The sequence below is a fragment of the Dyadobacter sandarakinus genome (assembly GCF_016894445.1).
Taxonomy (GTDB): Bacteria; Bacteroidota; Bacteroidia; order Cytophagales; family Spirosomataceae; genus Dyadobacter; species Dyadobacter sandarakinus.
Genome location: NZ_CP056775.1, coordinates 870,001 through 894,471, shown reverse-complemented (window position 1 = coordinate 894,471; position 24,471 = coordinate 870,001). Strand labels below are relative to the sequence as shown.

Annotated in this window: 21 protein-coding genes and 2 rRNA genes (1 of these 23 only partly in view); 6 read left to right on the top strand and 17 right to left on the bottom strand. The window is 48.5% G+C overall.

Annotation, left to right across the window (positions count from 1 at the left end; all coding sequences use genetic code 11):
* Positions 1-20: 20 nt before the first annotated feature.
* Positions 21-2,390 carry a TonB-dependent receptor gene (locus HWI92_RS03595; RefSeq protein ID WP_204660822.1) on the bottom strand — a complete coding sequence of 790 codons (2,370 nt, stop codon included), beginning with the start codon at positions 2,388-2,390 and terminating at the stop codon, positions 21-23.
* Positions 2,391-2,524: 134 nt separating this feature from the next.
* Entirely contained in the window at positions 2,525-2,902 is a 378-nt protein-coding gene (locus HWI92_RS03590; protein WP_204660821.1) for a hypothetical protein, read from the bottom strand.
* Between the two features lie 96 nt (positions 2,903-2,998).
* Between HWI92_RS03590 and HWI92_RS03585 the strand changes: the two genes are divergently transcribed.
* Positions 2,999-4,357, top strand: a complete 1,359-nt coding sequence (locus HWI92_RS03585) for an MATE family efflux transporter (protein WP_204660820.1) — start codon at positions 2,999-3,001, stop codon at positions 4,355-4,357.
* A gap of 20 nt (positions 4,358-4,377) precedes the next feature.
* Here HWI92_RS03585 and HWI92_RS03580 read toward each other — a convergent pair whose 3' ends face one another.
* The 5 genes from HWI92_RS03580 to HWI92_RS03560 all read right to left on the bottom strand — a co-directional run bounded on the left by HWI92_RS03580 (position 4,378) and on the right by HWI92_RS03560 (position 9,442).
* Positions 4,378-5,403, bottom strand: a complete 1,026-nt coding sequence (locus tag HWI92_RS03580) for an LLM class flavin-dependent oxidoreductase (RefSeq protein WP_204660819.1) — start codon at positions 5,401-5,403, stop codon at positions 4,378-4,380.
* 176 nt (positions 5,404-5,579) lie between these two features.
* Positions 5,580-5,816 (bottom strand): hypothetical protein, encoded by a 237-nt coding sequence (locus HWI92_RS03575; protein ID WP_204660818.1) that lies wholly within the window; start codon positions 5,814-5,816, stop codon positions 5,580-5,582.
* Between the two features lie 150 nt (positions 5,817-5,966).
* On the bottom strand, positions 5,967-7,178 hold the full coding sequence (locus HWI92_RS03570; RefSeq protein WP_204660817.1) for an MFS transporter: 1,212 nt from the start codon (positions 7,176-7,178) through the stop codon (positions 5,967-5,969).
* A 445-nt stretch (positions 7,179-7,623) separates the two neighbouring features.
* Positions 7,624-8,967, bottom strand: coding sequence for a M56 family metallopeptidase (locus HWI92_RS03565; RefSeq protein WP_204660816.1), 1,344 nt, complete (start codon positions 8,965-8,967; stop codon positions 7,624-7,626).
* A gap of 100 nt (positions 8,968-9,067) precedes the next feature.
* Positions 9,068-9,442 (bottom strand): BlaI/MecI/CopY family transcriptional regulator, encoded by a 375-nt coding sequence (locus HWI92_RS03560; RefSeq protein WP_204660815.1) that lies wholly within the window; start codon positions 9,440-9,442, stop codon positions 9,068-9,070.
* Between the two features lie 200 nt (positions 9,443-9,642).
* Between HWI92_RS03560 and HWI92_RS03555 the strand changes: the two genes are divergently transcribed.
* The gene (locus HWI92_RS03555) at positions 9,643-10,116 is read left to right on the top strand and encodes a hypothetical protein (protein WP_204660814.1); all 474 of its coding nucleotides are present in this window, start codon (positions 9,643-9,645) and stop codon (positions 10,114-10,116) included.
* A gap of 173 nt (positions 10,117-10,289) precedes the next feature.
* A complete protein-coding gene (locus HWI92_RS03550) occupies positions 10,290-14,012 on the top strand; it encodes a DUF4347 domain-containing protein (RefSeq protein ID WP_204660813.1) in 3,723 nt (1,240 codons plus the stop codon).
* A 172-nt stretch (positions 14,013-14,184) separates the two neighbouring features.
* Here HWI92_RS03550 and HWI92_RS03545 read toward each other — a convergent pair whose 3' ends face one another.
* The 4 genes from HWI92_RS03545 to HWI92_RS03530 form a co-directional block, all read right to left on the bottom strand.
* Complete coding sequence (locus tag HWI92_RS03545) at positions 14,185-14,832, bottom strand: hypothetical protein (protein WP_204660812.1); 648 nt, start codon at positions 14,830-14,832, stop codon at positions 14,185-14,187.
* Positions 14,833-15,052: 220 nt separating this feature from the next.
* On the bottom strand, positions 15,053-15,805 hold the full coding sequence (locus tag HWI92_RS03540; RefSeq protein ID WP_204660811.1) for a beta propeller repeat protein: 753 nt from the start codon (positions 15,803-15,805) through the stop codon (positions 15,053-15,055).
* Positions 15,806-16,046: 241 nt separating this feature from the next.
* Positions 16,047-17,021, bottom strand: coding sequence for a helix-turn-helix transcriptional regulator (locus tag HWI92_RS03535; RefSeq protein ID WP_204660810.1), 975 nt, complete (start codon positions 17,019-17,021; stop codon positions 16,047-16,049).
* A 114-nt stretch (positions 17,022-17,135) separates the two neighbouring features.
* Positions 17,136-17,528 carry a RidA family protein gene (locus HWI92_RS03530; RefSeq protein ID WP_204660809.1) on the bottom strand — a complete coding sequence of 131 codons (393 nt, stop codon included), beginning with the start codon at positions 17,526-17,528 and terminating at the stop codon, positions 17,136-17,138.
* Positions 17,529-17,873: 345 nt separating this feature from the next.
* On the opposite strand from HWI92_RS03530, the gene HWI92_RS03525 reads away from it, so the two are divergent.
* Both HWI92_RS03525 and HWI92_RS03520 read left to right on the top strand, forming a co-directional pair.
* Positions 17,874-18,122: a hypothetical protein gene (locus HWI92_RS03525; protein WP_204660808.1), complete on the top strand. Its 249-nt coding sequence runs from the start codon at positions 17,874-17,876 to the stop codon at positions 18,120-18,122.
* Positions 18,123-18,149: 27 nt separating this feature from the next.
* Positions 18,150-18,491: a hexameric tyrosine-coordinated heme protein gene (locus HWI92_RS03520; protein ID WP_229248816.1), complete on the top strand. Its 342-nt coding sequence runs from the start codon at positions 18,150-18,152 to the stop codon at positions 18,489-18,491.
* 142 nt (positions 18,492-18,633) lie between these two features.
* Here the strand turns inward: HWI92_RS03520 and HWI92_RS03515 are convergent, their stop codons facing one another.
* From HWI92_RS03515 to HWI92_RS03505, 3 genes are read right to left on the bottom strand one after another with little or no spacing between them, the layout of a single operon-like run.
* The gene (locus tag HWI92_RS03515; RefSeq protein WP_204660807.1) at positions 18,634-19,212 is read right to left on the bottom strand and encodes a MarR family winged helix-turn-helix transcriptional regulator; all 579 of its coding nucleotides are present in this window, start codon (positions 19,210-19,212) and stop codon (positions 18,634-18,636) included.
* Between the two features lie 16 nt (positions 19,213-19,228).
* Positions 19,229-19,960, bottom strand: a complete 732-nt coding sequence (locus tag HWI92_RS03510; RefSeq protein WP_204660806.1) for a hypothetical protein — start codon at positions 19,958-19,960, stop codon at positions 19,229-19,231.
* A 59-nt stretch (positions 19,961-20,019) separates the two neighbouring features.
* Complete coding sequence (locus HWI92_RS03505; protein WP_204660805.1) at positions 20,020-20,253, bottom strand: thioredoxin family protein; 234 nt, start codon at positions 20,251-20,253, stop codon at positions 20,020-20,022.
* Positions 20,254-20,489: 236 nt separating this feature from the next.
* Here HWI92_RS03505 and HWI92_RS03500 point away from each other — a divergent pair, with 236 nt between their 5' ends.
* Positions 20,490-21,908, top strand: a complete 1,419-nt coding sequence (locus HWI92_RS03500; protein WP_204660804.1) for an aminotransferase-like domain-containing protein — start codon at positions 20,490-20,492, stop codon at positions 21,906-21,908.
* 172 nt (positions 21,909-22,080) lie between these two features.
* On the opposite strand, the gene HWI92_RS03495 is transcribed toward HWI92_RS03500, so the two are convergent.
* The 3 genes from HWI92_RS03495 to HWI92_RS03485 all read right to left on the bottom strand — a co-directional run.
* Complete coding sequence (locus tag HWI92_RS03495; protein WP_204660803.1) at positions 22,081-22,977, bottom strand: NmrA family NAD(P)-binding protein; 897 nt, start codon at positions 22,975-22,977, stop codon at positions 22,081-22,083.
* Between the two features lie 344 nt (positions 22,978-23,321).
* Positions 23,322-23,433: ribosomal RNA gene (gene rrf, locus HWI92_RS03490) — 5S ribosomal RNA — on the bottom strand.
* Between the two features lie 155 nt (positions 23,434-23,588).
* Positions 23,589-24,471, bottom strand: a 23S ribosomal RNA gene (locus HWI92_RS03485); it runs 1,941 nt beyond the window's last position.

Genomic DNA, 24,471 nt, shown 5'->3' with positions numbered 1-24,471 from the left:
GTGGATCTGATGCTTAGCATTTACCAGAGCTGGTAGCTCAAACCCAGCCGTACATTCCGAGGATCGCCCAGTCCTCCCGTCGTAACACCTGACCGGCTGCCGGTAAAGTAATGCCGGTTGGCGAGATTATACGCGTTCAACTGAACCTGAAACCTGTTGCGCTGGTAAGTAAGTGCCGCATCCAGCACCGTGTAAGAAGGAAAAACGAAGTTTTGGTTGCTCAGCAAACCAACCTGGTCGCTTACGTAGCGAACACCCGCCGCAATCCCGAAACCGCTGAGCACCCGGAAGGGAAGCGCGTATTTACCCCAGAAATTGATCTGATGCTTCGGCGCATTGGCAAAGCGGTCGCCTTTTTTGCCATAGGAGCTGGTACTCACCAGCACGTGCTCGTTGAAAGCGTACCCTGCAATGATACTGAGCCTGTCCAGGTTGCCCGTCAGCGAAAACTCCCCTCCCCTGCTCCGGGTACCATCGATCACTGCCTGCCGGTGGGAATTTTCTTCGGTGGGCGCAGCGGTCAGGATATTGGCATAGTTGATCTGGTACATGGAAACGACGGCCGACAAGTGGTTGCTCAGCAGGTCTGCCTTGGCACCGGCTTCATACTGGGTTGCTTTACGGGTGGGAAATGGCCCGCCGGCAAGCGCATTGTTGGAAGTCTGGGGATTGAAGGATTTGAGGTAGGTACCGTAAATGGATACATTCCTGACAGGCAGGTACACCAATCCTACCCGCGGAATCCATCCCGACGCCTGCAACTCATCACCCTGTTTGTCATCCTGGTCCGACAGGGGCGTTTCTTTTCCATTATAATGATCATAGCGGAGCGAAAAAAGCACCTTCACTTTGCTACCCATACTCAACTGATCCTGAACATAGCCTCCGATCAGGTTCGTGACGCGCTTGTTGTCGTCCGACTCATCAGCAGGAGCCGCCGCATCAGGGATACTGCCGGTATAGTCCGGGTGGAGTATGGAGATACGGGTAGAAGATTTGAAACGGTAATCGTTTTTGGTCCAGCCGTAGCGGTTGTAATCTGTTCCTGCAATGATCTGGTGACCGATGAAGCCTGTTTTGGCCGTGTAGGTGGCAAATGCAGTGGTTTGCAGACTGAACCTGTCGGTTTCCCAATCCTGGAATCCCCTGCTGATCGAATCATTCCGGATTCGTCCCACAGGAATATGGTCTGTGTAGTCCAGTATATTCCGCACGGCCCTTTCAACGACCGTCAGTTTGAGATGGTCGCTGATCTGATGGCTGAAAGTTAGCGTGGCGGAGCCATTGTGTGTTTTACCATAATCCGTCGGGCTCTGGACTGTCAGATTTTTTGGATAGTAGTTGAAGTCAAAGCTGCCGTCGGCACGGGAATAAATGTAGCTTCCATTGTCGTACTGCTGTACTGCTTTCTGATAGGCATAGTTCAGTTCCAGCTGCAATGAACTTCTGCTGTTAAACAGATAAGTGAGTGAAGGAGCCACAAACAGGTTTTTCTTGTCCTGGTAATCCCTGAAACTTTTTGAACGGTCGTACCCGATAATTGCCCGGTACAGGAGCTTCTTCTGCTTGCCCACCGGGCCGGTAAAATCCAGCGAACCCCTGCCGAATCCCCAACTGCCAGCCGACAGATCTATGCCGGCCTGTTTTTCCGACAATGGTTTTTTGGTTATAAAATTGACCACTCCCCCCGGTGAACCTTCACTGAATAGCGCACCCGACGGACCCCGCAGCAACTCTACCGATTCCACATTATACAGCAGGGGCTGCTGGCTCCACAGGAAAAGGTTGCCCCGGATACCATTGTACAGCAGGAAGCTGGCATCATTGGGTGAATAGGCGGTAAAGCCCCGGATCTGGAAATTACCATTTCCGTTATTGACTTTCATCCCTGTAAATGAGCCTGCAATTTCATTCAGCGTGAATGCCTGCCGGTCGCGCAGCACCTGGGACGACAGTACCTGCACCGATTGGGGCGTGGAAAGCAGGGGTGTATTGGTACGGGTAGAAGTGGCTGATGCCAGCACCTGGTAGCGGTCTTTGGCTGTACTCACCAGTACTTCGTCCAGCTCCTGCCTGCTTTCCGAGAGTTGCAGGTTAAGAAATGAATTTGTCCCTCTTGCAACCCTGATGAGCTGGGTAAATGCCGTGTAGCCTATATTGGAAACCGCAAGAACATAGGATCCCGGCGTAATTCCTGCAAGGCTGAAGCGACCATCGGCGTCGGTGGTTGTACCGGTACCGGTGTTCTGCAGGATGACAGAGGCACCTGTAATAACCTCCCCGTCTGCATTGACGATGCGCCCGCTCAATGTACCCTCTGCGGATTGTGCAAGGGAAATGATGCAGGTATGGGTGATAAAAAATAAGAGTAATAAATATCGGATGTTCATTAAATGGAGCATTAAAGACCTACCCCGGTCCGCAATGCGGGGGGCGAAAAGAAAATCTGAAGCAGGCGCATTTTCCCGGCTGAACGCGTGCATTCACCGGCTCAGAAGCCGCTTCTTACATAAAAGCCGGGAAGCTATGAACAGGGAGGCGGAACTGCAATCGAGAGCGGAGCCTGGTAAAAAGCCAGGCGGTAGGCAAACGCATGTTCCCGAGGCAGTACAAAATGTCTGGATAAAAATTCAAAGGAGGCTACCGGAGAAGCAAACAACTGAATTACAGGTATATTCTGAACCTGCTCGGTGGTCTTCTGATCCTGTGCTTCCTGCTGCTTTTTCAGCTTTTTGGCCAGATAACAATGACCATTGCAATGCAGCTGGGGCTTGTCGCGGTTTTCGCAGAGTACGCGTGCGATGTATTCCTTGTTGAGCTGATAGTACGCGATAGTCCCCCACTGACTGAACGTCGGAAGGATGGTGGTGATCAGCCAGATGTAGATGATGATAGTACGCATGCTCCGGGCAAATATAGCAATTCCTCAAAAAGCCCGGTCCATGATCGATTGTGTAATTTTCGGTTATATTTGCGCCCCCCTTTTTTCCGCCGCTCCATGACTGGTACCAATCCCCTGGGACAAGCTCCCATCAAGGCTTTGTTTTTTCAGTACTACATCCCGGCCATTGTGAGCCTGCTTTCGTCGGTCATGCACCAGGTGATCAATGGTATTATCCTGGGGCAGCAGGTCGGTAAGGACGGGCTGGCGGCCGTCGGATTGTATGGTCCGGTGATGATCGTGCTGGTGGCCCTGAGCGTGCCGGTGATGATCGGCGGCGGCGTCATGATCGGCAAGAGCATTGGCGCGGTTGCATTTAATAAAGCCCAGCAGGTGTTTCAGTTCGCTACGACGCTGGTACTCGCCACCGGTATGCTTGTGGCACTTTCGGCACCCTGGCTGGCAGAAATCCTGGGCCGGTTCCTGGCTGGGCCGGATAGTGGCGTGCTGGCACAAAATACCGCCGACTATGCATTCTGGCAGCTGGTTGGTTTGCCTTTCTTTTTCCTGGCAATGGTGTGGGGAAACTTCGTCCGGGCCGACAATGCGCCCCGCATATCAAGAAATGCCGGGATCCTGGCCGCGATCGTCAATATTGTGCTGGACCTTGTGCTTATTGCGGGATTTCACCTGGGCGTAAAAGGTGCGTCGGTGGCCACGTCCGTTGCCCTGGCGTCCGGGGCAGCCTACCTGTTCTTTTATATTCTCAATGGTCACACGCATTTCACTTTCACCGCTTTCCGCTTTACGCTGCGGTTTGATGCATGGCGGGAGTTCTTGAAAACGGGCATGCCTTCATTTGCTTCCGAGCTCGCATTTTCATCGGGATTGCTGCTGATCAACCAGGCGCTGATCCCGTACGGCTCCCTGGCCGTTGCGGCATTCGGGCTGGTCAATTATCTCAGCTTTTTACTGATCCGCCCATTTACGGCTGCCATGATCGCCGCGCTGCCGATCATTTCGTTTAATGTCGGCGCAAGGCAGCCCGGCCGGGTGCTGGAAGTTTTCCGGTTTTCGCTCGGCTTCACGGCGGCGCTGGGACTAGCAGTTGCTGCGGCAGGACTGCTGATAGCCAGCCCGCTGCTCCTCCTGTTTTCCGGCGACCAGTCGGACACCTACCGGACCATCGCTGTCGAGGCCATGGGATTATACTTCCTGCTGTTTCTGGCTGCCGGGCCCAACTACATCATGGCAGCGTTTCTCCAAAGTACGGGCAAAACGACCTTTTCATTTTTAATCAACCTTTCAAAAGGCTTTCTGCTGGTCGTACCCGCGCTGCTGATCCTTCCTGCTCAGCTCGGCCTGCCGGGTGTGTGGCTATCACGGTCGCTGGCCGAGATACTAACCTTCGCCCTTGCAGGAGCTTACACCCTGTACCATAAAGAGCGGTACTTTTCCTCAAAAGCCATTATTTGAGAAGCCGTGGGCGTGATCCACTACGCGAGTACCTCCCTGCTTTCATTCTGCAGGCTCTTCAGAACCTCGTAGCTGTGAATCCGTGCCTGGGGATCGTAAATGTGGCTGGTCACCATGAGCTCATCGAGCTGGGTATGCTTCTGAAAATAGGTAAGGTCACTGCTGATCTGTTTTTTGTCCCCGATAAAGGTGTACTTCATCATTTGTCTTACCGCAGCCTCCTCATACTCTCCCCAAAGCCCGTCCATGCTATCGACCGGCGGCTGCAGCGCCCGGCGCCTGCCTGTAATAATCCCCGTAGCCAGCTGGAAGAAAGAGGTAGCAAGCCGCTCGGCCTCCTGGTTTGTATCCGCGGCGATCACATTGACACAAGCCATCACATAAGGCTGGGCAAGGTACCGGGACGGGCGGAAGTTACGCCGGTAAAGCTCGATCGCACTCAGGAAGTGGGTTGGTGCAAAATGACTTGCAAATGCATAAGGCAAACCCAGATGCGCGGCAAGACGGGCACTATCGGTACTGGATCCCAGTATCCAGATCGGGATGTCCAGTCCTTCACCCGGGATCGCACGTACTTTGGAGCTGCTGTTTTCTGCTGAAAAATACGTTTGCAGCGCCATCACATCATCCGGAAAGTCCTGGGCAGATTCCATGTAGTTACGCCTCAGCGCGCGGGCGGTCACCTGGTCGGTGCCGGGAGCACGCCCGAGTCCCAGGTCAATGCGGCCCGGGTATAAGGATGCAAGGGTACCGAACTGCTCAGCCACGACCAGCGGCGCATGATTGGGCAGCATAATGCCTCCGCTGCCGACCCTGATGGTACGCGTGCCGCCGGCAATATACCCGATCAGCACCGAAGTGGCCGAACTGGCTACGCTTTCCATATTGTGGTGCTCGGCCAGCCAGTAACGATGGTAGCCCAGCTCTTCCGCGTGCTGCGCGAGGCTGAGACTGTTTTTGAATGTTACAGCCGCATTGTTTCCCTCGGTGATCGGTGCAAGATCAAGGATGGAAAACGGGATGTCTTGTATGAATTTGTCTGTCATGACGATGAATCAACTTTAAGAATGCTGCTGATAAAATTCATTTCACCAGCCTGTGAGTTCCTTTGCGCAGTTATTTGTATAACAAAAACAAAAAAAGCCCGGTAAGCCGGGCCTGGGTTGATCCTCTGTCAGGATTGAAAATTACATTTTTCAGAAAAGCATTCTCCTGCATGAGCTTATAGCCCCTGCAAAGTCTCTAAGATTGCGGTAATCAGGTGCTTATCCACATGGTCGGGTCCGCTCCCGGAAAGGTCGATGACGCGGTACTGTCCTTCGTCGTCTTTCTCAAATATCAGTGTTCGCCCCTGGACCTGTATATGCAACTGGTAGGTATAGCCCAGGGTTACGATATTCAGTGGAAGTTCAATGGTTTCGCCCTGGTAGTCCACGGGCAGCATAATGGTTTCATTCATGCTCTAAGTTACTTAAAATGTTGTTCCACCAACCGATAGAAAATACGACAGTTTTAGCCAGATGCGAGATGCGGTCCATGGTTGCTAAGACCAGTCGCCCGGACTTCCCGGGAAGAATATCCGGTTTATAACCCTGAACCGGCACAATCATCAGGCGCTTTTAAGCCTCGGTAAAAGACCGGTGGCCATACCGATGAGCGGTAAAAAAGAACACAGGCGGAAGACGTAGGTAATGCTGGTTTCATCGGCCAGGTTTCCCAGAAAAGCAGACCCCAACCCTCCCATTCCAAATGACAGTCCGAAGAACAATCCGCCGATCAGCCCTACCTTGCCGGGAACAAGTTCCTGGGCATAAACTACAATAGCAGAAAAGGCAGATGAGATGATCAGACCGACGCAGACGGACAATATGGTAGTCCAGAACAGGTTGGCGTACGGGAGCAGCATGGTAAAAGGTGCCGCGCCCAGGATCGAGATCCAGATCACATACTTTCGTCCGAACCGATCCCCGAACGGACCGCCCACCACGGTACCCACAGCCACCGAAAGCGAAAATATAAACAACCTGATCTGGGCCTGCTGAATGTCGAGCCCAAATTTATCCATCAGAAAAAAAGTATAATAACTGGTCATCCCGGCCAGATAAACGTACTTCGAAAAGATCAGTACCAGGAGGATAAATAATGAAAAAACAATGCGGTTCCGGCTGAATCCGAGAGACTTATCCGTAGCTGGCTTTGCAGACCTTGCCACCATACTTCCCTTGTACCAGCCGCCGATCCTGACTGCAAGGAACCCGCCCAATAAAGCAGCCAATGCAAACCAGGCCAATCCGTGCTGACCAAATGGCGCCACGATCAGCGCGGCCAGCAGCGGACCCAGTGCGCTTCCTCCATTACCGCCCAGCTGAAACACCGCCTGCGCCAATCCGCGCTTGCCGCCGGAAGACAAGTGCGCGATCCGCGATGATTCGGGATGGAAAATAGAGGACCCGATCCCAATGAGACCAACGGATAACAAGATCCATTCAAACGAGGGAGCGAACGCCAGCGATGTAATGCCCATCATGGAAAAGCTCATTCCCGCCACGATGGAATAAGGTTTGGGATGCTTGTCTGTGTACAAGCCCACAAATGGCTGAAAAATGGAGGCAGTAAGCTGGTAGCAGAGTGTGACGAGACCGATCTGAGAAAAACTCAGCTGAAAATTATTTTTGAGCATGGGGTAAACCGACGTGATTACCGCCTGCATGGTGTCATTCAGCAAATGGGCAAGACTCACCGCCAGAAGAATCGGGTAAACCGTCTTTTCGATGATTGGGTCGGCAGATGCTGGCTGGCTCGCAATTGTTTTTGTAATCATATTATTCAACATGTAAATGCCTTTTAAACCGATCGGGAGCTCAAAATAGCTACATAGTTACCTCAGTAACCACAAATCCGCTCTCCCGCAGCAGTTGAATTAAGCCGGTTTTGAATTTCAGATGTGCAAGACCTACCATTACCGCCGGGAAAGCTGAGAAGGAGAATGAGCCAGAGGAAGCAAAGTTTTTTCATGATGGATGCAAATCTTTGTCCGAAATTACAATGGTGGTATCCAAATCCAAATTATCCTTTTTCAGGGCGGGAACACATTAATGATTGTAGCAATGAATATGGGCAGGTATGGTTTTCAGGGAAACGCATTAAATGCTCCCGATCAGCGATGACAAATATTAATCAAGTCTGGAAAAAGAAAAGTTCTGCAAGCCGGTGACTTGCAGAACGGAATCAATTAAAATAAATCGGAAAATTGTTAACAGCCGCTGCTATTTTGAGGCACGTTTTGGCTTGGTTTCAAACCGTATCATTTTACCAATCACCACCCGGTTGTGCACCCGGTCATCAAAAGTTTTGTCAAAATAATCATTGGTCATCAGATCAAGCTGGTATTTATAGGACCTTCCTTTTAATGCTTTTCCGTATAACTTACTTAAACTATACTCAGCAATATCGGATGCCTTGTATTTATTGAGATCGGTATTGGGAACATGTCTTTCATTGATCCAGATACCAAATACCGTGGGCTTTTTCCAGTTTTCAAACATGGCGGCATCCGGTGCTTTTTTCACAGGAATGTCCATTTGAAATATCACAATATCGGAGTCACGTACCGCTTGCTGCTGTTGTTTACTCATCTGCTCATACAAGCTAAAAACATGATTTTCCACCTCAACGGGCATTGTAACTGCCTCACTGGTGCGGCCGCTTTTTTGGGTTACAATGGTTGTGTGCTTTGATATGGTGCCAAAAAATTCGTCGTATTTATCCTGCGCAAGTCCGGTACCCGCAGGTACCTGGCGAGCGGTGGGACTTGGTTCCGGCTTACCAGTTTGTGAATACGTTTTATCTGAAAAAATGAACGTCAGCGCAATCATAAGAATTGCAATGGCGCATTGCTTTACATACTGACCTTTCCGGTTTTTAATGGCTGTCATCATGGCTAATCTTTTTTTGGTGATAGAATAATTGAAACTACTCGTGAAATGCAGATTACTATTGAGAGCAATGGCATTAAGCAGTAACAGCTGGTAACTTCTTACATCGGGATATTTAATCAGAACGGCTTCATCCGCCAGAAATTCGTGATTGATCCGGATGGCTTTCCGGTAAAAGAAGAGAAACGGATTAAACCAGAAAAGTGCCTGAACCAGCTCGGTAAGAAGGATGTCCAATGAGTGAAGCTGCCTGGCATGCGCAAGTTCATGCGTGAGTACTTCGTCCCTTACTGCCTGATGGCGGTACGAATTTTCCGGCAGAAATATGTTGTTGAGAAAGGTGTAGGTTACCGTAGCTCCGGGTACCAGGATCAGGTTTGCTTTTTCAAATACAGTACTGTTACACCGCGATTTCAGACGCAAAATCACCAGGATATTCCAGGCATACCTGATTAATAAAACCAAACTCACCAAAGCGAGCAGGTGCGGTATATAATGCCAGATAGCAGCAGGTGTATCCGTATTGTTATCTATGACCGCAGACGTAATTTGCCGGGGAACATTTACCGGAATTTGAAATGAGTGGCTTTCGGAAATGTTGGTATTAACGTTTTCCGGAAGGCTTAAATCCAGTGAAATCAGCGGGACACCTAGTGAAAGAGCAAGTGCAGCCAAAAGATAAAATCTGTTGAACTGATACATTTTCTCTTTCGACAGAAGCAAATGATAAACGGCAATCAGAATTCCCGAACAAATCACTGACTTAATTAAATAGCTAGTCATTTTTCTTCCTGGTTAGTTCCTGGTCGATAATATTCCGGAGCTGCTCTAATTCCTGCGTGGAGAGATCCGTTTCTTTTGCAAAAAAAGAACCGAACTGTGCGGCGGAATTATTGAAGAAGTTCCTGATCAGGGAATTCACATGCTGCGAGAAATAATCTGTTTTCGATACCAGCGGAAAGTACTGCCTCGAATTTCCAAACAACTTATAGTCTGCAAAGCCTTTATCCTGCATGCGCTTCAGCAAGGTAATGACGGTTGTAGAAGCCGGTTTAGGCTCCGGCAGCAGCTCAATCAGTTCTTTCAAAAACAACTTTTCGTGCTGCCATAACTGCTCCATGATCTGTTCCTCTGCTTTTGTAAGATTCATTGCTCTACAATTATATTTTATACTCTACAAATGTAGAATAATGAATTGATAAAGCAAGTTTTTATTGCACAATTTTATTGATAACCCCACTTACATTAAACCTACTGCATGACGAAGCTCATCTGCAAACAGGATCATGGTCAGCATTTACGAAAACTTACAGGCTTAGTTTTGCAGCATTCCCATATTGATAACTACCCATGAAAAGTTTTTCTCTTCTGCCTGTTCTTTCGCTTTTTTTACTGACAGCATGTAACTCCGGGCCAACCGAAAATACCGGCATCAACCGCAAGCTGTCCGACGACGATACGACATTTAATGTGTGTTATACGTCAACTTTCAAAAAAGATACGATCCTGCTGAACGGGCTCATGTACGGCGACAGCATCAAAGGGAGCCTGGGTTACAAGCTGTACGAAAAGCAGCAACAGAATGGATCACTTACCGGAATGATGCACGGGGATACGATGTGGGGTGTTTACACATTTATGACTTCCGGCTCCGAGACGGTGAATGAAATTACCTTCCTCCGCAGCGATTCGCTCCTGATTGAGGGACTGGGCGAAAGGCATCTGGAAAATGGTAAATTCATTTTCAATGACAAGTCAAAAATCACGTATACAGGGGTACGATTAACCAAAACAGATTGCAGGCAGTTGCCCGAACAAAAATAATTTTCAAGTGAATGCGTGGTCCAATAAAGGACGATGGGGCATTCTGGCAGTAACTATCTGCATCATTTGTCAATAAATATTAGGAATATAGATAGAAAAACGTTTCACGTATATAGGTATATTCTGCGTCAAACTGAGTCTTAGCTAATATCAAACTATTGCTACGCTCACCTATGACAAAATTAACCTTTACAGTTTCTCTTGGTCTACTTTCCATCGTCACGGTTCTTTTCATCAACTTTCGGCAGTTTGCTGACCCTGCTACACCCGACCTGGTGATCATTGATGAATCCCTGCACGACTACCGTTCGCTGGCAGCCAACTTTGCACCGGGGTCGCAGGTCATTTATGTTCCAAATAATGCCGAAGGCTTCCAAAAGCTGTCCAAAACGCTTGCCATGCACGGCAAGGCGGAACGCGTCCACATCATGACCCACGGTACCAGCGGCAATTTTGTGCTTGGGCAAACCCAGCTCCATGCCGGAAACATCAGCGAACATGCTGCTTTCTGGCAAAGCCTGGGTAAGGTACTGGAAACGGGCCGGTCGTCGCTGCTCATTTACAGCTGTGAGCTGGCAGCCGGGCAGGCCGGTGAAAACTTCGTAAAGCGGCTTCATGGCATGCTCGGCGTACCGGTTGCTGCCTCAGATGACCCCACCGGCAACGTACACCGGGGCGGCGACTGGGACCTGGAATTTGCTGCGGGCAAGCTGATCAAATCGCATGTACTGGAGGTGCTGAACTTTAAAGGTCTGCTCGTGCCGGCTTTCACGCAATTTACAGGCGCATCGAGTCCTTTCAGCCAGATGGTTATCCAAACCGATGATCAGTTTATTTACGGTGATTTCGATGCAGACGGCGACATCGATATTCATTCTTTTGACGGCAGCTCTCCGACAAACGATTTCTGGCAAAACAATGGCAGCGGGTCCTTCTCGAAAGTAAGCGGTACAGCCAGTCCATTTGAAAATATCATTGAAAATGCGGTTTTCTACACGGCAAACAGAGCCTTTGTGGCAGACTGGGACAACGATGGCGATGCCGACATTTACGTGACCATGCGTAATGAGGGTAAAAATGAGAAAAACCTTTTTTACCATAACGATAAGGGCAAATACGTGCAGGTTAGTGGGGCGTCCAGTCCGTTTGCCAATATTACGGTAAGCGGGTATACCCAATTGATCGTGGGTGATTTTGATAATGACGGGGATGTCGATCTGCATACCTATCCGGGAGGTTTGCTGGACAATGAATTCTGGCAAAACGATGGTACCGGCGCATTTTCACGCGTTACTGGCAGTAACAACCCTTTCAACAACCTGCCCGATAAAGCGGCATTTTCCAATGCGGAGTGGGCCTACGTGGCCGACTGGGATAATGACGGGGATGTAGATATTTTGAACACGCGTCGGGGCAGTGTGTCGGTAAGGGATTATTACCGCAACGACAACGGAAGTTATTCGCTGCAGACCGGCGCAGCCAATCCGTTCAACGGCATGGCAATCGATACGGATAACCAGATACTTTCCGGCGATTTCGATGCAGATGGCGACCTTGACCTGCATGTGTCAGATGGCTCCACTACCGTCATTTTCTGGCGCAATAACGGAAGCGGTACGTTCACCCGGGTGACCGGGCCGGCAAACCCGTTCAATAACCTGCCTAATTCGGGCGCTTTTTATAACAACTCCAAAAAAGCGTTTGTGGCCGACTGGGACAATGATAAAGATGCAGACGTATTTACAACCAATTACACGGCTGGAAAACAAAACTTTTTCTTCCGCCAGAACGATGCACCGCCTTCCATTACAACGACCAGTCCGGCTAATCAGGCAACCGGCGTTTCGGTGAGCGGCAACATTTCGCTTACATTCAGCCAGCCCGTGACCGGCGCAGCAGGCAAAAACATCCAGATCCGACGCTCCGACGACAACAGTGTTGTGGCCAGCATTGCAGCAGCGGGCCCGCAGGTGACCGGCAGCGGAACGACTACGATTACCATTGATCCTACCGCCGACCTGGCCGGCTCCACGAGCTACTACCTGACGATTGACAAGGCTGCATTTGTGGACGCTGAGGGTCGTATTTTCCTTGGCACCAACATTGGTACGCTCCGGTTTACTACGGGTACGGCAACAACCATCGCTACGGTCACTACGGCTGCCATCACCGACTTTGGCGAAACAACCGCCCAGCTTGGCGGCACGGTAAGCGTGGACGGCGGTGCCACAATCACGGAGCGGGGAATTGTATGGAGCACATCCCCTGCGCCAACCATTTCGTCCAATAAAGTGCAGATTGATGCAGGAACAGGCACATTCAGTACGAACGTCACCGGTTTGCCGGCGGGTTCGCACATTTACGTACGCGCATATGCCACCAACTCGGCGGGTACTGCTTACGGTAACGAGACTGACTTTTATACCAAAACAAGTGTACTTTCTGTCACCGCGCAGGAATCCAGTCCTACAAATGCAGGCTCGGTGACGTACCAGATCGTGTTTGCGCAGGCTGTGACGAATGTGGATGTTTCCGATTTCTCACTTACAACCGCCATCGCCGATGCGTCGGTTTCCGGCGTATCAGGCTCCGGCACGACTTACACGGTTACAGTGAACACCGGAACAGGAAACGGAACTCTGAAAGTAAATTTTACACAAACAACCGGCACAGTACCGAACGTCACTGCATCTTTCAGCACGGCACCTGTTTACACCATCTATAAAGTGTCGAATGCAGGTGATTATTACAGGAGTGCCAATGCTTCCGGTACCTGGACTACGCCGGATGACTGGCAGTCGTCGCAGGACAACAGCTTCTGGATTACGGCTACGGCAGTACCTGGCGGCGAGGCAACCAGTACGCTCATTAACAGTGAGCAAACCATCCGTATTCCCGACGATAACGAGCTTGCTATCAACAATCTGATGATCAATGGAGGCCTTTACTCCGGGAATGCAAGGCTCAGCATTACGGGTACTTTTACGAACAACGGCATCATCATGGGCAACGGAACCTTCGACAATGCAGCATTGACCAATGGTGGGACGCTGGCGCCGGGTGAATCGCCCGGGAGCATAAGCTTTACCGGTAGTCTGACCCAGTCGGGCAACTTAGTGATGGAAATCGGCGGAACCGTCCCGCTTTTCGACTACGATCAGATTCAGGCAGGTTCATTTACAGCGGGCGGAAGCGTGTCTGTTTCGTTGGTAAATGATTTCGCGCCGCTGCCCGGCGATGCTTTCGACCTGGTGAATGCAACGAGCATTTCCGGCACATTTACGACCTTAAACCTTCCCGACATCGCACCCAATGTTTGGAGCACGTCGTACGAGAATGGGCGGTTTACCATTACCGTGCTGAAAAACCCGATGCCTGTAACCCTGGTAAACTTTACTTCGTCCAAAAATGAAACGACCGTAGCCCTCAGCTGGAAAACCTCCAACGAGCTGAACAGCAGCCACTTTGATATCCAGCGCAGTGCAGATGGAAAAGTCTGGGAAAATATAGGCAGGGTCGAGACGCGCAATACCGACATGCAGCAGTACCATTTTACCGATGCTGATCCACTGCCAGGAGAAAACTTTTACCGGTTGCGGATGGTGGATGCGGACGGCACTTTCACATTAAGCAAGATGGAGCGCGTGAGTTTTACGGAGCTGAAAGGCACAATCACATCCTACCCCAATCCTGTAACCGACCGCATATTTTTGAATGCAGCAAAGGTGGCAGATATACAATCGGTTGAAATTTACGCAGCGACGGGCATATTGCTGTATGCGGGAGCGTATTCCGGCGAAGGCATTGATGTAAAAACGCTGCCTGCGGGTATGTTTGTGCTCAAAGCGACTGACGCGCGCCAACATACGTCGGTCTTCCGATTTGTAAAATACTGACCTGTCCTGAAAGGCTGCATTTTTAACAAGAAACGCCGGAACGTACGTTCCGGCGTTTCTTTTGTATTGGACTTACCAGAAAGTTACCGGTACTGACAGCAGTTCTCCAAAACGAACATTTTGCAGGAATGCATCGATTTAGCCATTCAAATCACGGATCATTTTTCCCATACTATCTGGCTCCTGCAAACTGGTATTTTACAGCAACAATGCCCTGAAAATAGCCGATAAACGGATCGGACTGAGCAGATCCTGCGCCGGGTTGGTAGTTGCGCTGACGGCTCCCCAGATAATTGTCTCTGCGGATAACAAAAGATTTCTGAACGCCCCATTCCAGGATGAAAGACCGGGTTAGTTGATGTTGAAAGCCAATCGTTGCAGCCGGAAACAGCGTGGTACCTTTGGCAGATACCCATGTATATTGCTCTCCAAATCCCGAATCCTGCAGCAAGTCCCGCATCAATGCGGTTTGATTGTAATGAGAGAATATCAGAAGCGCGCCTGCAAAAAACCGGTTTCTCTGCTGCTTTCCCGACAGAGATCCGGGGTAAATTCTGCCTCCGGCTTTGAGAAAAGTCCCGGAAGTTTTTCGCTGACTGATCCTGTCGTCTACTTTGTAATCTGTAAGACCGATATGGCTGCTTTTAAAAGTTTGACCCGCCTGAAAGATTAACGAATATCCCGGATGCCGGCTGAGCTCTGAACTTACCTCCACAGACCTGGCGATCAGCGGGGGCAAATTAATGCCTGCGCTGGCTTTCCATTGTGCATGACAGCTTACGGACGATAAAAAAAGCAGAAACAAAAAAGGGAGCTTCATAAGGCAGGTGGTTTATTTTCAACTTTGACACCGGTAAGTTCAATTTGGTTGTCATAAAAAGGAAACTTCCCTATGCATTTTATCAAAGCCTGATTTGTTGTGATTACCTGTTTTATGCTTTATGATTTTAAATGCACGTCATCATTTTCAAAAACGCGCAAACGAATATTTACAGAAGCATTTTCTTTTTTTTGACATACAGATTACGCTAAAACATACTTTATGGCAATGCTTTTTTGGAGACGTATATTACGCCTCTGCCCGCCCGGCTGTTACAAAACATGAATGTCTCTCCACGACTGCAAACCGCATCACTTCCGGCAATATAAAGCCGCTGCTGATTGTCAAAATACAGGCTTTCCAGTTGATGAAGCTGTGGAAGGTCAATTCGTTCTCCTGAGGATTTGATGACGCCCGGCGTTTCGAATAGGCCGGAAACAGCATCTGGTCCGTCACGGAATACTTTGTTGATCTGGTATTTAATTGTATTGGAAGCAATAATGGGATTGATCCTGAATTTTTCAGATGCATCAAATTCAGGAGTATCCCTTAAAGCTTTATTTCTGCCGGTATATTGCTGCCAGGTTTTTCCATCATCAACACTGAAATTGTCGGCGTTTACCAGTATTTGCTGGTACATATCACCCCTGGATTGATTGGACAAGCCGTTCATGGTGAATAAGGTATCCTGATGCCGGACAATGCCGAATATACTGACAGACTGCTGATGAACCTGCTGCCAATGCCTGCCTTTGTCGGTGGTACGGTACACATTAAACAGGGTCGAGATGAGAACTGTTTTGTCATAATTACCCCAGACACCTACAATCCGGTGATCAACCGGAGCTTTCAATGTATACCATTCCGGATATTCATCCGCAATGGTGTCCGGTTTAGTAAACTCAGGATCAGGTCCGGACTTTGCACAGGAAATGGCTACCAGGATCAATAATGAATAGAATAAAAACTTCATAGGTGCGGATTCAATGCGTGTCTAGTTTGTCTTTATTTAAAAAGGGATGTTACAAACATTTATAATTATCCTTTTAGTGAAGTGCAGGAATAAGACTGTTAATATTGATTTAAAGTGCATAAATAGAGGCACTTTCCATTTGGTGGGAAAATCAGGAATAGGCGTTTTATTAAACCCCAATCATTTATACTAAAATACCCAATTGAAACTCCTGATTACTAGTATTACCATTCCAGATAAATTACGCTATATAAAAAGAATCATGTGCGCGTTGAGCGAGTTGTGATAAATGCGTGCGCAATGACGCGGGTTCCACGATTGTGACCGCACCTGCAAACGGTAAGAGCCATGTCGCCAGGTAAGGAAGTGATCCTACGAGAAATAGCATTTCAAAGCTCCCGTTGTCTGAATTCTGTTCGTGTACCCAGCCATAGTGGTGCTTTGTGTCATGAAGCTGCCGGACCTGGAAAGGCAGTATCGCTGCCGGATCAAACCGGATCACTACTTTCTCCTTGTCCCTTCTGTTTGCCTCGTCGGCCCAGTACTGCTGCAATGTTTCCGGACGTGCTGCAAACAATTCACCGGTAACAACCAGGCTGCTGATACGGTTGAGGCGGAAATCGCGGAAAGCCTGCCGCAGCCGGCAGTATGCAACCACATGCCAGTGCTGACTGAGATAAAGTCCGATCGGCTCAATATTGCGCAAGGTAAGTTTGCCGGTTTCCGCAGCCTGATAGCCGATTTGCACTATTTGCCGGGACGCAATGGCAGTAACCAGTTGCTGGTACGAATCAGGCCGGTCCGGGATCGTGGCAGGTTCCATCACCTGGATAAAAGGCGATATGGTTTCCAGATGGTCACGGTCGGAATGCCTGAGCGCTGCCCGAAGCTTGTCCATCGCCGCCCCGGTAAGCCGGGCAGTAGTTGCGTCGGTAAGGCTGGACCCAAGCTTTTCTGCTGTCAGCAGCGCCAGCGCTTCCTGACGTGTAAACATGACAGGCGGCAGGCGGTACCCGTCCAGCATTGCATACCCTTTTCCTTCCCGGGTTATCACCGGGATACCGGCACTTTCGAGCGTCCTGATGTCGCGGTAAATGGTACGCGTACTTACTGCAAAACGGTTGGCCAGCTCCGTTGCACTGATCGTTCGCCAGGTTTGAAGCAAGGTAAGCATTGCGACGAGGCGGGACAGGCGATTCGTTTCGGTATCGTTCATGGCTCAGGCTTTTCTGCCAATTTAATCGGTTTCATTTTCCCAAGGGCATGAATTTGTGCCCGCGAGGTAAAATAGCGCATGATCTGGCACCTTTACCTCGCGGGAAACAGCATATTACCGTACAACAGTTGCTTCCAGCTCGACGGTAAGCCCGCCGAACAAGCCTTTTACTTCCAGCATGGTAGTAGCCTGGCGGATACCATGTTTTTCAATCCAGGCCTGGTAAGCCGGCAAGCAGCTTGTGAAGAATTCCTGGGTAGAGGTTGTGTACACATTCAGTCTTACAATGCCGGCGGGATGGTAGCCGGCCTCGCTGATCAGCTGCTCGAGGTTTTGGATCGTGAGCGCTAATTGCGACTCCATGTCGCCGGCAACAGGCTGTCCGTTCGCATCAATTGCCACCTGCCCGGAGCAATAAAGTGTGCCCTGGGGTGCTTTGATCTCAACTGCCTGTACTGAATTCGTGTACTTGCCCCATGCCCAGGGATCGGTCGTGTTCTTTTCCATTTTTGCTTGTGTAAACGTTTTTTGTAATTGTTTACACAAAGCTCGGCGGGCCTGGTGACAGCCTTATGTCATACCTTCAAACATTATTTTTATTTAAATAAAAGCAGCCCGATCAATGCCTGATGAAGAGGCGGGAAAACTGGGAGAACATATTAAAACACGTCTGAACACATCCAGTTTCATATTGGAAATGTAAAATCTGGACCAGAAAACAGCCAGGTAAATCCAATATATTAGTCTAGTATTATCCATGAATACATCCACCAGTATGCTTTTGTTTCGTCGATTTTCTTGAATCTATTAAGGTGATAGATTTTTTCTCAGACTCATTTAACAATTAAAACTATGGACATTCGGACAACATTAGCAGTGAACGAAACCTTTATGGAAATGCTGCGGGATTGCAGAAACCGGGGAGTTAAAGGAGAAATGATTCTGGACATCAATGGCCTGGTTCGCGCTGAGGGACAAATTCAGGAGATTTACACCGATGCTACAAACTCATACCTCACATTACAGGACGGCACAAAGATTGAGGTTAAAACAATTATTGCAATGAATGGCATTTTCCTGCCCGAGTACGCGGAATGTTAGGAGCTTCTATTTTTTCTGTGCAAATAAATGATCGTCCTGGACCAGTTTAATTTGAAAATACTGGACTATGAGATACACCTGAGACTTCGCCACATTTGCGGACAAACCATTAAAGGCGAAACAGATATGTCGGAATCCATTGAACTGGTGCCAAATGGCACACTGATTACACCCACCGCGGAAGAAGGAAGGCAACTAGCCATTAAAATGGCGAGGCTGATCATCAAAGCTACCCAACCGGACGCAGCTGTCCGGGCAACACTCAGGGCTGTATACGCGGACGATGCAAACATGCTGATCGCCATCGGGCAAACCGTGGCGACAGAGTTTGCTACCATTGCAGCGGCCAATAATTACTGGCGCAAGTGAGCTTTACCAATTTGCCGGGAGCAAGTTGCATGTGCATACCCTACAAGTTTGTCCCACCCAGATTTCCGGGCAGGACAACTTTTTAGGGTATTTTTATTGTAAAAACTAAGGCAGCTGATCCATTACTGTATTCAAGAAACCTTTATTGATTTGTAGCCTTCGAGTGCTCTGTACAATTCAGCCTGAGCATTTCATACGTTAGATTCGATTCCAGCAGTCTGCAAGAATGCCCGCCAAGGATGCTTTCGTAATGAATACAGGTAAGGCACATTTTCTGGACACTGATGACGCCGGCCGTATGAAGTCCAAAGATCGTTTGAAGCAATCCCGTATAAATGGCTTCCTTTTGCAGCGCATTGAGCGAGTCAAGTGACTTTTCCAATTCTGAAATAAAGCCGGCAGATTTCAGGGCCATCTCTTTTCCTCGATCTGTCAATAGGATGGTGCAGCTTCGTTCATCGGCCGGATCCGGGCTTTTATGAACCAGGCATTTATGCAAAAGTGACTTAATGCTGTCACTCACCGTGGCTTTTGTCAGGTCGAACTCACCGGCCAGGGCGGTAATCCTGGAACTTCCTCCTGGCTGCAACAGGAGGAAGATCAGGATCTGGGTTTGAATCGGGCTCAATGCATTGGATTGACTTTTATTGCGCAGCAACACCCGAACCGCTTGTGATACCCGGTCCAGCGCGCTCACGATCTTGACATCTATTTCAGCCATGCGAGGCAATTGTATGTTACTTCACTTTATAAGGCAACGTCAGCTTTCCTGACAGTACACTATATACGTTGTACACGCCCAGCATCGGTTTGTCCATAGACATTCCCCCAGCCGGCGCCGAAACCTGCATGTAACAGCTTACTGCGTCGTAGTTGAAGCTCACCTTATTGTTGATGCGGTAAGCAGGCACCGAAACGCGGATTGCATTTTCCTGCGTAACAACAGGATAACCCGGTGAGTCCATGTACATCGGCATATCCGGCGCTGTGGTTGGCTTGGTGATCTTGTCAGCTTTCTTATATTCTTTTACCGAAAGTCCACCCTTCACACGCTCATCCTTGACCAGCACCACCCAATGCGGATGCCAGACAATTCCGTCATTGTCAAACTTACCATCGGCATTTTCATCCCAAAGCGGACTGTCGTCAAAATCCGGGTGGGAAGTAAGTGCAAGTGCCACAATGCCCTCAGTGGGACTGAAACCAATATCTTCCGCTTTCAGTGTAGTAGGAAAAACGTAGCCCAGCACAGGTGCCATATCCAGTTTACCGACAGGCGTAGGGACCGTCTTACCGGCTTTCCCTTCCACAATGATCTCAAATTCAAGGGATCCGAATTTCTTATTATGGATTACCTGCGCTGATTTAATCTTAAAATCTTTCGAATCTTCAAATTTCTTACAATGCTCGCAGGCATTGGCAGCTGTAAATGCGAATAATGCCGCAAGGATAAAAATGGTCGTTTTCATTTTCTGTGATGTTTTTTGGGAAATGAGATATACCGGCAGGGTCGCTGCCGGCGTGTTTTTCAGCCTTTCACGTCTGCCAGGGAAGCCCCAAAATTGATATGCAGCACATTGCCGTTTGGGGTTACCAATGCGGGTACGGAAGTGATCCCGGCAGCTTCCGCCTCTCCGATCCGGCTGCGGTCTTCACCAATATTTACAATATCCACCTGATCCTGACCGATCAGATTGACGATGTCATGTTCTGCACTTACGCATACCGGGCAGCCGGCGTGATAAAAAATGGACTTGCTCATTGTATTATGATTTGAATCGCTGTGGCACCATTGCCGATTCAAACTTAGTAAGGAGTCCTAACGATGCTGGCTGGACCATTTTCATTTAAAAATACTGGCCTACCTGCACCTAATCACGCAGCATGGAACTTGGTGGACTGACTTGCAAGACATACCGCTATCCTTAGTAACATTGTGGAACTATTGTACTTTTGGACCAGCAATCTGACAATTAATCCATAAATATCCCTGGTCCAATGCTGCGCCCCTGGAAACTTGAAATCCGTATTGATCATCAACTGGAAAAAGCGGTGTACCTGCAAATTGCGGATGCGATTATTTCAGACATTCAGCTTGGAAGATTAAAAATCGGTGAAGCACTGCCGGGAAGCCGGAACCTCGCGGAAATGCTGGGAGTAAACCGCAATACGATCTTGGAGGCACTCAATGTGCTGCTGAATGAAGAATGGATTATTTCGAAGGAGCGAAAGGGAACTTTCGTAGCGGAAACTTTGCCTGATTTTTCCAATCAGAGAAAAACCGACGACGCTCCACCCCATGCAGCCCTGACTAAAAAGCAGTTCCGGATCACGTCTGATGACGGCTACCCCGACAGCAAGATTGCACCGGTCACCGAGCTGGCGCGTGCTTATCGACAGATCTTCAACCGGAATGCGCGCTGGCAAATGATGGGTTACAGTAATGAATATGGCAATGCCGATTTTATTGATGCGCTTGTGCAAATGCTTAACCATCAGCGGGGAATGAAGGTGCGTAACAATGCGCTATGCGTAACCCGCGGCAGTCAGATGGCGATGTACCTGGCGGCTCAGTGTTTGTGTAAAAAAGGCGATTTGGTAATGGTGGAGAGTCCGGGTTACCAGCCGGCATGGAAAGCGTTTGAAGCCGCCGGAGCTACATTACTGCCGGTTAGGGTGGATCAAGAAGGATTGATGATCAGCGATGTGATGGCACATTTAAAATCCAGCCGAAAGATCAGGGCCATTTACACGACGCCTCACCACCAGTATCCGACTACCGTCACACTAAACCTGCAACGAAGATTAGAGCTGATCCGGCTTTCGAATGAATACGGGTTCACCATTATTGAGGATGATTATGATAATGAATTTCATTTTGGCTATCGCCCGGTTTTGCCTATTTCGAGCTTCAAAGAACTGAAAAGTTACGTCTACATCGGCACGATGAGCAAGGTGGTCGCACCGGCATTGCGGATCGGCTACCTGGCATCCAGCGATCCTAATTTGATGGAGCAGATTGGCTCACTCCGCAAGATTATTGATGTGCAGGGCGACGGGATTATGGAACAGGCTGTATTGCAGCTGATCAATGACGGGACGATCAAAAGGCACATCAGGAAAGCGACGGGGTATTATAAAGCAAAACGCGATTTCACCGTATGGCTGTTGAAAATTCATTTGAAGGATAAAGCAAACTTTACCATTCCGGAAGGTGGACTTGCATTCTGGATCGAACCCAGGCAAATTCTTGACTGGTCAGAAATAAGCCGCAAAATGGCAAGTAGCGGAATTAAGATCCTTACACCCGACCATTTTGGAAACGATCCGTCAATTAATGGAATCCGGGTTGGATATGGATCTCTATCCGAGAAAGAATTAAAAGAAGTTGTAATGCTTTTAGCAACTCACTTTTAATTCTTTCTCGGATAAACAGTTGAAAGTAGTAAAATGATACTAGTTATTAGGGCGTATATGAGTGGATCTTATTCCCATATTTTTGCATGAAAATTTAAACACAGGAGTTTAAAGTCAAGACTCAGGAGTTAGAATTGATTTAGCTAAACAACAATGCTCCTAATTTTCAATATTACTTTGCAAAAGTCCGAATATAGCTTAGTGCATTTGTCCAGCTAACATTAGGGTAATGTTGATTTGCAAGATGTGTATGGTGCGTGGAGAACATAGAGTACATGTATTGTGCCTGCTGCCATTTTGCATAAAGCTCATTTTCGCCAGCCGGATTTTCCGCCCTTTGTTTTTTGATAAATTGAGCAAAATCTTCAAGGCTGGATAGTTGATAAATTTTGAACTGCTGACCGGTGGTTGTTTCCAAAGCAGCATGCAATTCATTTGGACTTATTTGAAAACTCGCAATTTGCAAGTCTCTGGGTGCACGATCGTCCAGAGCTGCTTCGGCCGTAAAGGCAGCGGTATCGTCCATGGTAGTAAAGTCCAGTTGCCAGTCTGACTTCTCTCCCCAGTATGCGATATTCTTATCTTTCAGGTTCAGGATGGGTGTATTGTATTTCAAAATATCAGCAAATGCACCATTGAAGATAGAAGTGGATTGAATTGGAGTTGTATCCAGGTACGCTTTAAAACGTCTTCTTAAATCAAAATTTCTGTTTTCTCCCGGAACCAAATGATTGTAATCGGTACAAAAATCAGAAGGAATAAATCGCTTCACACCTCCTTGTATTGCAGCATTTAATAGTGTTGTTTGTAAATCAATAATAACATCCTCCAAACCGGCTAATGCTGAAACCACACAATCCTTTTCCTTACAAACTTCCGATAACTCATTGAGACTATTGAAGTTCACCTCAATTACACTTACTGCCATTTTTTTAAGTACCTCAATCTTTTCGACGTTAGTATCAGCGCGCACAATAGCACTGACATCTGCATTTCTATTGACCAACTCCCTGCAAATCCGCTTTCCTAAATTACCTGTCGCACCAGCAACCAATATGCTCTTTCCCATAAATCAGATTAAGTTTTTAGAATCTCCATTACACAAGCCTCGAAAAGGAAGCTTTGAACTTATTAATGTATACATTAAAATATAATGCCTGGTAATTAGGACTCAGTACTGTTAATTTACTGGAAGAAGTTTAATGCTTTTCGTCCTGCAAACAGCGAGGCGATTTACAGTAGCATCTCATATAATAAATCTTCAATAAGCTTGCATTTACAGCAAAGTAGGAGACTCTTAACAATGTGAAGGAAGGTATTGAAACATGCAGGTTACTTTCTGTGACCTGCTAACCCACTATGCCCTAAAGCGAAAAAAAGACCATCTTTGAGGATGGTCTTATGGGTTAATGATTGTGGCGGCTACCTACTTTACCGGGTTTGATCCAGGTATCATCGGCGGTACGGGGCTTAACTTCTCTGTTCGGGATGGGAAGAGGTGTACACCCGTCCAATAGCCACCAACAAGCTCTTTGAGTTCAATGATTGAATGATTGAATTTCGAATGATTGAATAATGCTTTATTCTCTCATTGGGTCACCGCAGCGGCGGGCCGTTCATTCATTCGGTCATGCTTTTTCATGTCATATTGGAAGTAGAAGAGAAAAAGATAAAGATTAAATGTGCAAGCTGTTGGGTAATTAGTACTGCTCAGCTGAATGTGTTTCTACACTTATACCTGCAGCCTATCAACGTCGTAGTCTACAACGACCCTTATGTGGAAGATTCATCTTCGGGCTAGTTTCGCACTTAGATGCTTTCAGCGCTTATCTATTCCCCACATAGCTACCCGGCCATGCTACTGGCGTAACAACCGGCTCACCAGCGGTGGGTCCAACCCGGTCCTCTCGTACTAAGGTCAGCCCCCGTCAATCTTCCTACGCCCACCACAGATAGGGACCGAACTGTCTCACGACGTTCTGAACCCAGCTCGCGTGCCACTTTAATCGGCGAACAGCCGAACCCTTGGGACCTTCTCCAGCCCCAGGATGTGACGAGCCGACATCGAGGTGCCAAACCTCCCCGTCGATGTGAGCTCTTGGGGGAGATCAGCCTGTTATCCCCGGCGTACCTTTTATCCTTTGAGCGATGGCCCTTCCATACAGAACCACCGGATCACTATACCCTGGTTTCCCACCTGCTCGACCCGTCGGTCTTGCAGTCAAGCCTGCTTGTACTATTGCACTCCACACACGGTTACCAAGCGTGTTGAGCAGACCTTTGGAAGCCTCCGTTACACTTTTGGAGGCGACCACCCCAGTCAAACTACCCACCATGCACGGTTCCTGACACAAGTCAGGTTAGATCCCAGGCCAGCGAAGGGTGGTATTTCAACGTTGGCTCCTGAACGCCTGGCGACGCCCATTCACAGCCTCCCACCTATCCTACACATCCCTGACCCGAAAACAATGCAAAGCTATAGTAAAGGTGCACGGGGTCTTTCCGTCCCGTGGCGGGTAAGCGGCATCTTCACCGCTACTACAATTTCACCGAGCTCACGGCC

Coding starts and splice junctions, on each gene's coding strand:
- HWI92_RS03590 (WP_204660821.1), bottom strand. CDS start 2,902: ATGCGTACTATCATCATCTACATCTGGCTGATCACCACCATCCTTCCG.
- HWI92_RS03555 (WP_204660814.1), top strand. CDS start 9,643: ATGAAAAGTTTTTCTCTTCTGCCTGTTCTTTCGCTTTTTTTACTGACA.
- HWI92_RS03550 (WP_204660813.1), top strand. CDS start 10,290: ATGACAAAATTAACCTTTACAGTTTCTCTTGGTCTACTTTCCATCGTC.
- HWI92_RS03545 (WP_204660812.1), bottom strand. CDS start 14,832: ATGAAGCTCCCTTTTTTGTTTCTGCTTTTTTTATCGTCCGTAAGCTGT.
- HWI92_RS03535 (WP_204660810.1), bottom strand. CDS start 17,021: ATGAACGATACCGAAACGAATCGCCTGTCCCGCCTCGTCGCAATGCTT.
- HWI92_RS03530 (WP_204660809.1), bottom strand. CDS start 17,528: ATGGAAAAGAACACGACCGATCCCTGGGCATGGGGCAAGTACACGAAT.
- HWI92_RS03580 (WP_204660819.1), bottom strand. CDS start 5,403: ATGACAGACAAATTCATACAAGACATCCCGTTTTCCATCCTTGATCTT.
- HWI92_RS03515 (WP_204660807.1), bottom strand. CDS start 19,212: ATGGCTGAAATAGATGTCAAGATCGTGAGCGCGCTGGACCGGGTATCA.
- HWI92_RS03520 (WP_229248816.1), top strand. CDS start 18,150: ATGATCGTCCTGGACCAGTTTAATTTGAAAATACTGGACTATGAGATA.
- HWI92_RS03540 (WP_204660811.1), bottom strand. CDS start 15,805: ATGAAGTTTTTATTCTATTCATTATTGATCCTGGTAGCCATTTCCTGT.
- HWI92_RS03505 (WP_204660805.1), bottom strand. CDS start 20,253: ATGAGCAAGTCCATTTTTTATCACGCCGGCTGCCCGGTATGCGTAAGT.
- HWI92_RS03525 (WP_204660808.1), top strand. CDS start 17,874: ATGGACATTCGGACAACATTAGCAGTGAACGAAACCTTTATGGAAATG.
- HWI92_RS03570 (WP_204660817.1), bottom strand. CDS start 7,178: ATGATTACAAAAACAATTGCGAGCCAGCCAGCATCTGCCGACCCAATC.
- HWI92_RS03575 (WP_204660818.1), bottom strand. CDS start 5,816: ATGAATGAAACCATTATGCTGCCCGTGGACTACCAGGGCGAAACCATT.
- HWI92_RS03595 (WP_204660822.1), bottom strand. CDS start 2,390: ATGAACATCCGATATTTATTACTCTTATTTTTTATCACCCATACCTGC.
- HWI92_RS03510 (WP_204660806.1), bottom strand. CDS start 19,960: ATGAAAACGACCATTTTTATCCTTGCGGCATTATTCGCATTTACAGCT.
- HWI92_RS03495 (WP_204660803.1), bottom strand. CDS start 22,977: ATGGGAAAGAGCATATTGGTTGCTGGTGCGACAGGTAATTTAGGAAAG.
- HWI92_RS03560 (WP_204660815.1), bottom strand. CDS start 9,442: ATGAATCTTACAAAAGCAGAGGAACAGATCATGGAGCAGTTATGGCAG.
- HWI92_RS03500 (WP_204660804.1), top strand. CDS start 20,490: ATGCTGCGCCCCTGGAAACTTGAAATCCGTATTGATCATCAACTGGAA.
- HWI92_RS03585 (WP_204660820.1), top strand. CDS start 2,999: ATGACTGGTACCAATCCCCTGGGACAAGCTCCCATCAAGGCTTTGTTT.